At 63.8% G+C, this 12,568-nt stretch carries 16 protein-coding genes; 3 read left to right on the forward strand and 13 right to left on the reverse strand.

The features are described 5' to 3' along the window. Nucleotides 1-485 precede the first annotated feature (485 nt). The 3 genes from J2751_RS03530 to J2751_RS03540 all read left to right on the forward strand — a co-directional run bounded on the left by J2751_RS03530 (nt 486) and on the right by J2751_RS03540 (nt 4,671). A complete protein-coding gene (locus tag J2751_RS03530; RefSeq protein ID WP_209483217.1) occupies nt 486-977 on the forward strand; it encodes a cation:proton antiporter regulatory subunit in 492 nt (163 codons plus the stop codon). A gap of 144 nt (nt 978-1,121) precedes the next feature. Beyond that, nucleotides 1,122-2,969 carry a cation:proton antiporter gene (locus J2751_RS03535; protein WP_209483219.1) on the forward strand — a complete coding sequence of 616 codons (1,848 nt, stop codon included), beginning with the start codon at nt 1,122-1,124 and terminating at the stop codon, nt 2,967-2,969. Further along, nucleotides 2,962-4,671, forward strand: a complete 1,710-nt coding sequence (locus J2751_RS03540) for a cation:proton antiporter (protein ID WP_209483221.1) — start codon at nt 2,962-2,964, stop codon at nt 4,669-4,671. Before J2751_RS03535 ends, J2751_RS03540 begins: the two co-directional genes overlap by 8 nt. A gap of 370 nt (nt 4,672-5,041) precedes the next feature. Here J2751_RS03540 and secY read toward each other — a convergent pair whose 3' ends face one another. The 13 genes from secY to rplX are packed head-to-tail and all read right to left on the reverse strand — an operon-like array spanning nt 5,042 to nt 12,566. After that, nucleotides 5,042-6,517: a preprotein translocase subunit SecY gene (secY, locus tag J2751_RS03545; RefSeq protein WP_209483223.1), complete on the reverse strand. Its 1,476-nt coding sequence runs from the start codon at nt 6,515-6,517 to the stop codon at nt 5,042-5,044. 2 nt (nt 6,518-6,519) lie between these two features. Further along, nucleotides 6,520-7,014, reverse strand: a complete 495-nt coding sequence (locus J2751_RS03550) for an uL15m family ribosomal protein (RefSeq protein ID WP_209483225.1) — start codon at nt 7,012-7,014, stop codon at nt 6,520-6,522. Next, entirely contained in the window at nt 7,011-7,475 is a 465-nt protein-coding gene (locus J2751_RS03555) for a 50S ribosomal protein L30 (RefSeq protein ID WP_209483227.1), read from the reverse strand. Before J2751_RS03555 ends, J2751_RS03550 begins: the two co-directional genes overlap by 4 nt. Further along, nucleotides 7,475-8,122, reverse strand: a complete 648-nt coding sequence (locus tag J2751_RS03560; RefSeq protein ID WP_209483229.1) for a 30S ribosomal protein S5 — start codon at nt 8,120-8,122, stop codon at nt 7,475-7,477. The genes J2751_RS03555 and J2751_RS03560 overlap by 1 nt, the downstream gene beginning before the upstream one ends. Continuing rightward, nucleotides 8,115-8,672: a 50S ribosomal protein L18 gene (locus tag J2751_RS03565; RefSeq protein WP_209483231.1), complete on the reverse strand. Its 558-nt coding sequence runs from the start codon at nt 8,670-8,672 to the stop codon at nt 8,115-8,117. Before J2751_RS03565 ends, J2751_RS03560 begins: the two co-directional genes overlap by 8 nt. Continuing rightward, nucleotides 8,672-9,133: a 50S ribosomal protein L19e gene (locus tag J2751_RS03570; protein WP_209483234.1), complete on the reverse strand. Its 462-nt coding sequence runs from the start codon at nt 9,131-9,133 to the stop codon at nt 8,672-8,674. The genes J2751_RS03565 and J2751_RS03570 overlap by 1 nt, the downstream gene beginning before the upstream one ends. Further along, nucleotides 9,126-9,839: a 50S ribosomal protein L32e gene (locus tag J2751_RS03575; RefSeq protein WP_209483236.1), complete on the reverse strand. Its 714-nt coding sequence runs from the start codon at nt 9,837-9,839 to the stop codon at nt 9,126-9,128. Before J2751_RS03575 ends, J2751_RS03570 begins: the two co-directional genes overlap by 8 nt. 3 nt (nt 9,840-9,842) lie before the next feature. Next, nucleotides 9,843-10,376: a 50S ribosomal protein L6 gene (locus J2751_RS03580; RefSeq protein ID WP_209483239.1), complete on the reverse strand. Its 534-nt coding sequence runs from the start codon at nt 10,374-10,376 to the stop codon at nt 9,843-9,845. A gap of 2 nt (nt 10,377-10,378) precedes the next feature. Next, nucleotides 10,379-10,771: a 30S ribosomal protein S8 gene (locus tag J2751_RS03585; protein WP_209483241.1), complete on the reverse strand. Its 393-nt coding sequence runs from the start codon at nt 10,769-10,771 to the stop codon at nt 10,379-10,381. A gap of 2 nt (nt 10,772-10,773) precedes the next feature. Beyond that, a complete protein-coding gene (locus J2751_RS03590; RefSeq protein WP_209483243.1) occupies nt 10,774-10,947 on the reverse strand; it encodes a 30S ribosomal protein S14 in 174 nt (57 codons plus the stop codon). Continuing rightward, nucleotides 10,944-11,468, reverse strand: a complete 525-nt coding sequence (locus J2751_RS03595; protein WP_209483245.1) for a 50S ribosomal protein L5 — start codon at nt 11,466-11,468, stop codon at nt 10,944-10,946. The genes J2751_RS03590 and J2751_RS03595 overlap by 4 nt, the downstream gene beginning before the upstream one ends. After that, a complete protein-coding gene (locus tag J2751_RS03600) occupies nt 11,461-12,213 on the reverse strand; it encodes a 30S ribosomal protein S4e (protein WP_209483247.1) in 753 nt (250 codons plus the stop codon). The genes J2751_RS03595 and J2751_RS03600 overlap by 8 nt, the downstream gene beginning before the upstream one ends. Continuing rightward, nucleotides 12,210-12,566, reverse strand: a complete 357-nt coding sequence (gene rplX, locus J2751_RS03605; protein ID WP_209483249.1) for a 50S ribosomal protein L24 — start codon at nt 12,564-12,566, stop codon at nt 12,210-12,212. The genes J2751_RS03600 and rplX overlap by 4 nt, the downstream gene beginning before the upstream one ends. Nucleotides 12,567-12,568 lie beyond the last annotated feature (2 nt).

Here is a 12,568-nt window from a genome sequence, read left to right on the forward strand (position 1 = left end):
CCGCAGCCCCCGGGCCGGCAGCGTTGTCACCCCCCCCCACACCCCACCCCTCACCACCCCCCCCCGGCCCCCCCCCCCCCCCGGGGGGGGGGGGGGGGGGGGGCCCCCCGACTCCCTCGCGCGCGAGAAACGCGCGCGCCACCGCCTCGTTCAGTTATAAGCAATAGTCGTTGCCGCTCAAGTCTCTTTTAAATACGATCTCGTCGTCACCGATTTGGGAGATTTACTCCCGAAGTCGCTCAGCACACACTACGACGGATCTCGGAGGAGGCGACCATCACACGTCCGGCGGAGTTTTGCGGTTCCGTTTACCGAACTGCCGGCCGGAGCGCCTTCGTTCTCGGACTGTAAGGATCGGATCCCATGGAATACGGGTGCTATGGCGGCGGCTCGTCTACCCTTGACGTTCCGTGTTGGTGGGCTGAAAACGGGTGTAACACTAAAGTGAACCGACGAGAAAGGACCGTCCAACCCGAGCCCATACCATGCCACTCGAAATACGGGAGCGAGAACTCCCCGGCGTCGGCGTTCGATACGAGGTCGACCTCACCGCGGAAGAGAGCATCGCGACGGTGATCCACAACAGCGGGAGACGCGACTTATATCACCGAACCGACCCCTCTCGCGACTACGAACGTGTCGCGGAGCTCTCGGACTCACAGGCGCGGGCCCTCGGGTTGTTGCTCGTCGGCGCCTACTACCAGCCGGTGCCGACCCGTGTCGGCGACGTCACGCCGACCGACGAACACACCAAGTGGTACCAGATCGGCGTCGACGCCCCGGCGGCTGGGCAAACGATCGGCGAGATAGATATCGAGTCCCTGAACGGGGCCGCGATCCTCGCCGTCGTCCGGAGCGGCGAGCGGACCGCGAATCCGCCGGACGAGTTCACGCTGGAAGTCGACGACCAGCTCGTCGTCATCGGCGACCAGATCGCACACGGCGAGCTGGGCGAACTCCTCCACGGTCCGGAGTGAGCCGTCCGCATCGTGACTTCTCGGCCACGAACCGACCGCCGAACCGATATACCACCAGAGTCTCTCCCGCGTTGGGGCAATCTCCCAATGTACGAGCTACCACGAGCAACCGAACGACAGTAACATGACGGTTTTTGTACAGTAATGGCCGCGGGAAGCGTCACGATCGCGACCGACTTCGCGCTGATCGTCCTGACAGCCGTGGCGTTGGGATATCTGTTCCGGCTGTCGGGCCAGCCGACCATCGTCGCGTACCTCGTCACTGGGATCGTGTTGGGTCCCGTCTTTCTCGACGTCATCACCGAGGGCGAGCTCGTCGAGCTCATGGCCGAGCTCGGGTTGGGGTTCCTGCTGTTCCTCCTCGGACTGAAGCTCCGTATCGACGACATCAGGGAGATACTCCGGCCGGTCATCAACATCGCCCTCTGGCAGACGGTGTTACAGACCGCGCTGGCGTTCGCCGTCGCGTATGCGCTCGGGTTCACCCTCGTTCAGACGACGATCATCGCGCTCGCGACCGTCTTCGGTGCGACCCCGATCATCGTCAAAGTGCTCGCGGACAAAGACGAACTCACGTCGCTCCCCGGGAAGATCGACGTGGGGGTGTTGATCCTTCAGGACATCTACCTGGTCGTCCTCCTCGCGATCCTCGGCGCGGACTCCTTCGAGAACCCGACGACCATCGCGGCCAACATCGCCGAAATATTCGTGTTGATGGCTGGGATCGGCGTGTTCTCGTATCTCGCCGCACGTCACGTGCTGCCGGGACTGTTCCGGATGGTCGCCGGCGATCGGGAGGCCTTCTTCATCGTCGGCATCGCGTGGGCGTTCCTGTTCATTTACGGCTCGATGGCCCTCGATCTCTCCATCGAGGTCGGCGCGTTCCTCGCCGGCTTGAGCCTCGCACAGGTCCAGTACACGACCGAGCTCACCGAACGGGTCCGCCCCCTTACGGACCTGTTCATGGTGGTGTTCTTCTCGAGTATCGGCCTCCGGATCGCGGCGGACGACCTCTTCGAGTTCTGGCAGGAGGCGGTGATCGCCTCGATCGCGTTGATGCTCGGGAACTTCCTCATCATGTTCTATCTCATCAATCGCGAGGACTTCACCCCCGAGACTTCCTTCCTCGGCAGTATCAACATGGTCCAAGTCAGCGAGTTCTCGCTCGTCGTCGGCGCGCTCGCGGTCCAACAGGAGTTCATCGAGGAACCGATACTGGGCTATCTGAGTCTGATGGCGATCATGACAATGAGTGCCTCGACGTATCTCATCAAGTACAACCACCAGCTGTACGACCTGACTCGACCGCTGTGGGCCCGATTCGAGAGCGACGACAAGCGGGACGTGGAGCTGAAGACGTACCGGGACCACGCGGTCGTCATCGGCGTCGACGACGTGACGGAGCCGGTGCTCCCGGTCCTCCACGAGACGGTGGGTGACGTGGTCATCGTCGACCGCAACCCGGAGACGTCGGACCGATTCGACGACACGCCGTACGACGTCATATACGGCGATTTCAAACACGGCGAGCTCCGCAAGGAAGCCGGACTCGACCGGGCGTCGGTCGTGTTGTCCTCGTCGGTCCAGTCGGAAATAAACGAGACTGCCATTCGCGAGGCCGACGACGACGCGTTGGTCATCGTCGAGTCCGACGGCGTCGACAACGCCGTCGACCTCTACGAAGCGGGCGCACACTACGTGACCATTCCGACGGTCCTCGCCGGTATCCGGATCCGCGAGTACCTCACATGCTACATACGGGACCGTTCGGCGTTCCGAACGCTCGTGGACGACGACATCGGGTGGCTCCGATCGGCGGCCGCCGGCCCGTCGTCGGTCGAACCGGGTTCGGATCGGTCCAAACCGGGCGCGGACCGCTTCGATCCGGACGCGGACCGCTTCGATCCGGACGCGGACCGCTTCGATCCGGACGCGGACCGCTTCGATCCGGACGCAGACCGCTTCGATCCGGACGGTGATACGGATGTCTGAGCTGATCGAGCCGCTGGCGTTCGTCTTCATCGTCGCCGCGGTCATGTTGCTGATCGCAACCCGAGCACCCGTTCCGGCGGTTCCGCTGTACATCCTCGCGGGACTCGGGATCGGTGCCGGTGGCCTCATCGATCCCGGGACCACGCTCGAGCTGGCCCAGCTAGGGATCGCGTTCCTCGTTTTCGCCTTCGGCGTCAACGCCGAGCCGAGCCGGTTCCTCTCGGTCGCCCGGGACAGCGAGCACGTCGCGGCGGTACAGGTTCTCGCCGTCGGCAGTCTTGGATTCGTGGCGGGCCTGTCGTTCGGCCTCGATCCACTCCCGGCGGTATACTTCGCGGTCGCAGCCGCGTTGAGCTCCTCGCTCGTCGGTCGGGAACTCGCGGAAGGAGAGATCCGACGGAACTTGATCCACGGTCGGCTCACCGAGTCGATCCACTTCGTTCAGGACTTGTTCGCGGTCGGGATCATCCTCGTTCTCGGAGCGGCGACGTTCTCGCTCGACGCGATCGCACTCCAACTCGGATACGGCGTGCTACTGTTCGTCGCCGCGATCCTCATCCGGATCTACGTGTTCGATCTTCTCGTCCGGCTCTCCGGTGACTCGGATGAACTGATCATGTTGACCGGGATCGGTCTCCTGATCGGGTTCCTCGCGATCGCCGAAATCCTCGATCTATCGATCGTCGTCGGCGCGTTCGCGGCCGGGATCTCGATTACACAGGAGTTCGAGCACAACCTCGCGCTGCTCTCGGCGCTCGAATCCATCGAGAACTTCTTTACGGCTATCTTCTTCGTCACGCTCGGCAGTCTCGTCGTGGCCCCCTCGGTCGAAGTGCTCAGCATGGCTGGGGCACTGATGCTCGGGATCGTCGTGGTCAAGCCGCTCGTAACTATCTGGGCGCTGATCTATCAGGGATACGACCCGCGAACGGCCGCGTTGACGAGCTTCAGTCTCGACCAGATCAGCGAGTTCGCACTCGTCCTCGCGATCAGTGGCCTGTTGGCCGGCACGATCCCACAGACGTTGTTCGACGCTATCATCCTCGCGGCGGCGGCGACGATGGTCACGTCGTCCATCACGTACGCCTACGAGAACACGTTCTACCGGGTTCTCGACCGGATCGGTCTGTTCGGCTCCACACGGCAGCTAACGCGCGAACGGAGTTCGCTGCCCGACGAACCCCTCGATAACCACGTAGTCGTCGTCGGCTACGGAAAGCTCGGCAGCAGCGTCGTTTCCGTCTGTCGTGAACTCGGCAAGCCGGTCATCGTCGTCGAAAACGACCCCGACCGGTTCGAGCTCGCCCGGGAGTTCCACGAGACTTGTGTCTTCGGCGACGCGATGAACGACGACGTCCAAGCGCTCCTCGGGATCGACCGGGCGGAGCTGATCGTCTCGACGGCCCCGGACCGTTCGCTTTCGGAGGAGATCCTCTCGCTTTCGACCAACGCTGACGTGATCCTCCGTGCGGATGACACCGAGGTCGCGGTCGAACTCGTCGATGACGGGGCGACCTACGTGAACGTCACCGACTTCCTTGCGAGCGAGCAGTTCGGACACACGCTTTCGCGGCTTCTCACTGCGGACTCGTCCCCGGAATCGCTACGTCAGGAGAACTACCGACTGCTCCGCGAGCGCGTCTCCGACTCCGGGATCGTTGGGCAGATCGGACCGGAGGAGCTGGGCCCCAATAGGAGATGACGTTCCCCCTGCGTGGACGTGTGGAACCCTCCAGAGGGCGGATCCGGATTATCCCGAGCGTTCGGGTCGGAGATAGCGAACAGCTCCGGATTGGCCTGTTTCGAAATGGCCCGTTCAGAGGATCGTTTTCCGTCGAGATAGAGGTAGTGTAACGCGGTCCCGACAGGGAACTATGTCCGAGCGAGATAACGTGCGTACGACTGTTGGCCTCGAAGACCTCGGAGACACGCGTAGGGTACGATCAAACGCCAAGGAGTCGAGAAAACCCGACGCTGGTGCTCAGCGTCAATTAGTCTCGTTAGCGGCTGAGTGTTTTCAATAAAACAGCGTAAGAACAGCTAGAACGCCCGTTTGCGTTCTAGAACTGCTCTCACTCGTTGCCGAACATCTGGCGCATCATCGGATGCATCTCCATGAGCTGCTCTTCGGCGATCTCCTCGTACAGCTTGTACGTGATGGAGACTGCCAGCAGCAGTCCGGTCCCGGAGACCTGACCGATGGTACCGAGCAGGTTCGCCATGACGGCGAGGAGTCCGACGAGGGCTCCACCGATAACGGTCACCTGCGGGATGTAACGTTCCATGACCTTCTCGACGACCTGCGGGTTCCGTCGGAACCCGGGGATCTGCATCCCGGAGTTCTGGATCTGTTTCGCCGTCGCCTCCGGGCCCATTCCGGTCGTTTCGACCCAGAAAATGGCGAATATCGCGCCGCCGATGATCATGAAGGTTAGATCGATGATGATCCGTGTCGCGATCATCCACGGCTCGACGGTCGCCGGAATCTCGCCGAGGAACCACATCCACTCGTCACGTCGCTGAATGGGGTTCAAGTAGTAGAACAACCCGGAGATCGGCTCTCCTTGGTCCCCGTACACGCCGAGCGACTCCGGCATCCCCGCCCACTGCGAGGAAAGTATCTGCCCGAGGAACTGGATGTTTGCCTGTAGCGCACGAACGAGGATCATCGGAAGGACGGACGCATAGATGAGTTTCACCGGGAATCGTCCACGGGCACCCTTCACGCGGGCATGTGACAGCGGGATCTCGACGCGGACGGACTCCGCGTACACGACGATCCCGAAAATGAACACCGTCGTGAACAGCGCGAGGACGTTACCCGGATCGAACAGCAGGTTCTGGAGCCCTTCGGCCGAGAACGGCGAGCCGAGGGCAATGTCCCCGATGATGATCCCGTACCAACTGGCGAAGAAGCCGGACGTGCCGAGCGCCGAGAAGCTGAAGAAGCCACCGACGATCTGCTGGCTCACGGCGGCGATAATGAACAGTCCGACGCCGGAGCCAACTCCCCACTTGCTCACGATCTCGTCCATGAACAGGATGAGGACGCCACCGATGAACACCTGCGTGAATATCAGTAGCTCGACACCGAAGGTACCGATGCCGAGGGCGGCTCCCACGTCCGGATTGGCGGGAAGGAACTCGCCGGTAAACACCATCGGCGCTGCCGTCAGCGCCGTAACGATGATCACGAGGAGCTTCTGGAGCCCCTGATACAGCACTTGGTCGCGCGGGTCGTTCGTGTCGAGCCCGAGGAGGTTCGCCCCGCCCAAAAGCTGGAGGACGATCGACGCCGTGACGATCGGACCGATTCCGACCTGTAGCAGCGAGCCGTGCTCTCCCGCCAACACCGACCGAAACTGTCCGAAGAAGTCGGTCCCCTGTCCGGCAACGAGCCCGAAGGGGTTGATGTTGGTCAAGAAGAAGTAGACGATCAGGATCCCGGCCGTCCACGCCAGCTTCCGCTTGAACGGAACGTGACCCGCGGGACGATTCACCACGGGCATTCGCGTGAGTACCGGCTCGGCGACCTCCTTCCAGCTCATATTTACGCCTCGTTATTATCGTCGTCTGAAGTGTTTTCCGGTTCGCCGTCCGCGACTTCGGCACGTTCGGAGAGCGTCGCTTCGCCTCCGGCGGACTCGATACCTTCGACGGCACCGGCAGTGAACGCGTCGGCCGTAACGCGGAGTTCGTTCCGGACCTGTCCGCCGCCGAGCACCTTCACCACGTCAGCCTCGTGACCGTCATCGACGACGTCGCGCGCGTCGACGACGTACGCGTCCCCGTCCTCCTCGGCGAGGCCTTCCGCGACGTATAGCGCCGCGTCCTCGTCGAGCTTCTGGGCTTTGACCTCCAGGACGTCCGTTTGGGCGTCCGGGGGTCGCTTGAATCCGTGTTTGCCGAGCGGTCCGTAGTTGTGGAACTCGTGTTTCGCGCGTCCCGCGGCACCGCGGCCGCCGCGATGACCGGCACCGCGCCGGTTTTTGTGCGTGCCGCCGCCGTGCGTCCGGGAACCGCGCTGTCGACGTTTCTTGCTCATCGCATTGCCTCCAGGAGTGCGTCCATCTCCTCGGTCGTGTGACGGCCGAGTTCGCCGCCCTCGACGACCGGGTGCTTGACGCCGTCGTGTCCGCCGCGAGGGGCGTGGAGACGGAGCGTCGGGGAGATCCCCTGCTCGCGCAGGGTCGTCTCCTCCTCGACGACTGCCGCTGCCAGCGCCTCGGCGTTCTCGTAATCGGTGTTGTCCGCGATCCACTCGTCGTCAACGTCGGCGTCGCCCTCCAGGGGCTCGCCGCGCCGTGCGATCGTGGCCGCGACGGCCTCGACGCTCGGTTCGCCGAACGCGACGAGGTCGTTCACCTTCGTGATCATGCCGCGGTAGGAGTCGGTCTCGGGAACGAACGTCGCGTGGTTGACGCGCCCGATGTTCAGCATATCGAGCGTGTCGACGACGCCCTCGTTCACGTTGACCTCACCGCGGAGTTGAACTATCGCTTGCATCACTCTCTCACCTCGTCGTAGTGGACCTGACGGGCGTGCTCCGGCGTGCGGGACTGCGCCGCGTTCTCTAAGGCGTTGAACGTCGCTTTCGCGAGGTTCACCGTCGTGCGCGTGTTGCCGTCGGAGTTCGTCCACGCGTCCTCCACGCCGGCGAGTTCGAGGATGTTCTTGACCGTCTCGGCGGCCGCCAGCCCGAGCCCCTGCGGGGCGGGCTTGATTTCGACCGTGACGGAGCCGGCCTTGCCGTTGGCGGTTCGCGTCAGCGAGTTCGTGCCGCCGGGCTGGTCCTCCCAAGATCCGGAGCCGCGATCGACTCTGATGACGTTCAGCTTCGCGACGTCGATCGCCTTCTGGATCGCGCCGCCGACCTGATCGTCACGCGCCTGCGCGTAACCGAGGTAGCCGTCGCGGTTCCCCACGGCGACCACACAGCGGAACTTCACGCGGCGACCGGAGTCGGTCATACGCTGGACCATGTTGATGTCCAGTACCTCGTCTTCGAGCCCCGGAAGGAGCTGGTCGACGATCTCGGCCTCCTTCAGCGGGAGCCCGGAGTCGAGGGCCTGTTCCATGGACGTGATATCGCCGTCCTGTACCTTGCGGCCGAGCCGCGTCCGCGGTTCCCAGCCGTCGTTGTGTCTACTCATGGTTCTCCTGTAGCTCTTCGAGCACGTCGTCGAAGTGCTCGGGTAACTCGCTGGCGTCGAACTCCCCGCTGTACAACGGCTCGTCGAGCTGCTCGGCGTACGCGGCGATGTGCTCGCCTCGCGTGCGCGACCAGTCGGCCAGCACGTCGTCGTTGTGGGGGATCTCGAGGCCCGCGTCGATCGCTCCTTCCTGTACTGCGAACGTCTTGTTGCCGGGCGTCGCCGTGTTGAGACCGATGTCGAGCACGGCCTCGTCGAGGCCGGCATCGACCGCGCGAGCACCCGCGAGGTACCCCGTGAGATACGCGCTGGGGAGATTGCCCGTGGGGGCGTCCCAGCCGTACTCCGCGAGGTCCTCACTCGAGGCGGTCGCGTGTGTCTCGTCGCCGTCGGATCCGGGGGTAACCAGCTGCGCCCTGACGTGAGCGTTGCTCACCCGAGCGACCAGGCGAGGCTTGCCCGATTTCAGCAGGCGCAACCTCTGGTGGTAATCCGTCCGGACCTCTCGGCGGCGCCGCATCGGCACCTTGTATCGTGGTCCTGTCGCCATTAGTTCGTCACCTCGTAACCGAACTGCGTCCGGATGTACGCCTCCAGTCGGGCGACGTCCTCGAACTCGCCACCGCTCGCTTTGTTATAGAGCGTGCGGTATTCGCTGGCGTCGAGCACGTTCTCCTCGTCACGGAGTTCCTTCAGGCGGGCGCGCTGTGCGCGGATCCGTGCCTTCCAGTCGTCCTTGGTGTTCTGTCGGGCGCCGGCTTTCCCCTTCCGGGTCCCGGCACCGCTCTTGTGACCGTACGAACGCTTCTCGGCGCGCTCACGGGCCCGACCGCGGGAGTTCGTCTTCGCGTCCTTCGCGCGGATCGTTCCCTGATCGATGAGTTCGCGAACGTCCTCGCGGGTGATCGCGTCCTCAATCTCCTCCTGTGCCTCGGGGTCGAGCCAAACGCGGCCCTTGCCGACGTCCAGTTCGTCCGCCGCGAGTCGCTTCTGTGCTTTTAGGTCACTCATCGTCGACCTCCACTTCGACGTAGGTCGGGTTGAGCACGCGGATCTCGCGTTCCTCCGCCTCGTCCTCGATCAGTTCGCGCTTCCGTCCACCGACCTTCGAGGCGATCCGCACCGCCTGCGTGTCGCCGTCGACGCCTTCGAGATCGTCCGTGTTGTGGACACGGACCTCCTCGAAGCCGCTCGGGTGGAGGTCACGCGACGCCGTCGGCGAGCGGAACCCGGCCTCGACGACCGGACCCTTCGCTTTCATGCGACGGCGCTGTTTCGAGAGCCCGCCGCGCGGCTTGCGCCACGAGGTGGGGATGCGCTTCTTCTTGTGGTAGTCCTGCCGGTTGAACTGGGGTTTCCCCTCGCGGTGCTTCTGTGCGAGCGCGCGAGCGGTCTCGTCGTCCAGTTCCGGCGTCTTGTCGGCGTGACCGCGGGGGCGAAGCTCCGTCTCGACCGTCTCGGCGGCGTCGGCCTCCTCGTCGGCGGCCTCCTCCTCGTCGGTCTCGTCTTCGATCTCCGCGTCGGCCTCCTCGTCAACCTCCAGTCCGCCGACGTCGGCTTTGATACGCGCGGCGAGCGCGTTACCTACGCCGTCGACCTCGGAGAGCTCCGACTGGGAGGCGGCCTTCACGTCCTCGACCGTCTCGTAGCCGGCCGTACGAAGGGCGTCCGCCTTCGAGGGACCGACACCGCTGATGTCTTCGAGTTCGTCTGCCATGTGTTAGGCACCTCCGGTAGGCTTTTCGACGATGTACACGCCGTCCTGAAAGACGCGCGTGTCCTTGTCGGTCACCTTCGTCAGCTGTTCGATGTCGGCGGCGGTCTGGCCGACGGCCTCCTTGTCAGAGCCCGTGAGCCGCACCGTCTCGCCGTCTACCTGTACGTCAGTGTCTCCGCGGATCGGGGCGCGTCGCGCCGCCTTCTCGCCGAGGAAGTTCTCGATAACGACTTCCTCCCCCTCCACGCTGACCTGCATCGGGAAGTGGGCGTAGTACACTTCCATCGTGTACTCCCATCCCTCGGTCACGCCGTGGATCATGTTGGAGACGTGGCTCTCGAAGGTGCCGACCGTGGCGTTCGTCTTCGCGTCCTCGTTCTCCGTGGTGATGGCGACCGCGCCGTCCTCGACCGACACGTCGATGTCGGGGTACCAGAGGCGTCGCGTAACGCTTCCGTTGGGACCCTCGACCGTGAGTTCGAGGTGGTCGGTCTCGGCGGAGACATCGTCCGGAATCTCGATTTCGACTCTGTTCATTGTTAGTAGACGTATGCGATCACTTGGCCACCGATTCCCTCCTCCCGGGCCTCGTAGTGGCTCATGACGCCGTGGCTCGTCGTGACGATGAGCGTCCCGTAGTCACGGGCGGGGAGGTATCGCTTCTCCCACTTCTCGAACTCATCTGCACCCGCCGAGTAGCGGGGCTTGACGGCGCCACATTCGTTGATCGCGCCTTTCAGTTCGACCTCGAACTTCCCGGCCTTTCCGTCGTCGACGTACTCGAAGCCGTCGACGTACCCGCGGTCATACAGGACCTCGAGGACGGAGCCGATGATGTTCGAAGCGGGCTCTACCGTGTACGACAGGTGGCCAACGCTCTCGGCGTTGTCCACGCCGGCGAGTGCGTTGGCGAATGGATCGTTTCCTGTCATGATCAGCTGTACTTTTCGAATCCCATGTCTCGGGCGACCTCGCGGAAACACTGGCGACAGAGGTTGATGTCGTACTTCCCGACTAACCCCTGCTCGCGGTCGCACCGCCGGCACGTGTGTCGAGTGCTGGTGCGTTTCGCCGCGTGCTCGCCCGTCTCGTTGTTCGCTTCGCTCATTCCGTTATCTCCACGTCGAAGTTCGTTTCGAGGAACGTAGCCGCGTCCTCGGCTGTCATTCGGTGAGCCGACGGGATCGACCGGGTGACCTTGTCGCGCTTGGCGACGCGGTACCCCGGTCGGACGATCGTCGTCGTCACGTCGAGTCCGTAGATCCCGATGTTCGGATCGTACTCCTGGCTCGGGAAGTCGGTGTGATCCTCGATCCCAAAGCTCAGGTTACCCGTGTCGTCGAACTGGCTCTCAGCAATGTCCACCAGTTCGAGTGCGGTCTCGAGGAACTCGTGTGCGTCCTCGCCGCGCAGCGTCACCTTGACGCCGATCGGGTCGCCCTTGCGGATTCCGAACTCGGCGATAGTGTTTTTCGAGGTGGTCCGAACAGACTGCTGTTCGGTGATCTCCTCGATGATCTCTTCTGCGTCCGCGAGCGGCTCACCGCCCTGCCCGACGCCCATGTGGACGACGACTTTTTCGAGGGACGGCTCGCGCATCTCGTGGGTCGCGCTCTCGGCGTCACTCATCGCTCTCACCCGCCTCTTCGGCGTCGGAGTCGGCCGCCACGTCGGCGGCATCCTCGTCGTCGGTGAAGTTCTCGTCGATGACGACGACGTACTCCTCGACGGTCTCGTATCCGTCCTCACCGCCGACGACGACGGTGTTGGACCCGGATCCGAGCGTGACATCGATCGTCTCGATCTCGCCGATGCTGCCGGCGTGCTGACCGGCGACGGCGGTGACCAGTGCGCCCTCCTCGTACTCGAAGTGGGCGACGACCTCCTTCGACTCGTTGTCGATGACGATCGAGTCCTTGGTGTCGTACTCGGTGTCGACGTCCACGCGGACGTTGGTGCCGTCGTGGAGCGTCAGCTGTGCGTCGCCGCCGGAAACGACCGTCTTGTTGACGATCTTCCCGAGGCGGCTGCCCGCGGACTCCTCGTCGATGGGCGTCAGCGCGAGCCGACCACCCTCGTCGGGGAACACACGGAAGTACTCCCCGCGAACGGGGAACGCCAGGATGTCGAACATCCCGATCGGACGCTGCTCGTCCGAGACCGCGTCCCCGTTGACGAGGACCGAGTCAGTGTTTACGGCGTAGCGTGCCTCCTTCGTCGAGTCGACGTAGCCGAGCACGTCCCGCAGCAGGACGACGAGGGGAACCCCCTCTTCACCGTGCGGGCCAGCGCCGGCCTTTACGGTGAACGTGTCGGTCTTTCGCTCGACCGGCCAGGAGTTCGGTACTGCCAGTCGTTTCTGATGTCGCGTCATTCGTTGTCCTCCTGGAGCCGCGTCTCGCGACGCTCGTCAGTGAGGTCCAGATCCGTCACGCGGACGTTGCTCGCCGGGATCGGGCGCGGGGCCTCTTCCCCGTCCGCCCGCTCAACGGTGACGTCCTCGACGGTGATCCGCTCGTCGGTGAGGTCCACCGTAAGGACCTCCCCTTCGGTGCCCGCGGCGTCGCCGCGAAGCACTTCGACGGTGTCGCCCGCGTTAACGCGGACGTTCCGCTGCCCGTACTCCTCGCGAAGCTCGGGGGTGAGCGGGGATCGGACCTGCTGTTGTCGCTCGTGAAGCGACGCGGTCTCCGACCGTTTTCGTTGTTTGCGTGGCTGTTTCGTCATGG

It is taken from the genome of Halorubrum alkaliphilum, assembly GCF_017873815.1.
GTDB classification, from domain to species: domain Archaea; phylum Halobacteriota; class Halobacteria; order Halobacteriales; family Haloferacaceae; genus Halorubrum; species Halorubrum alkaliphilum.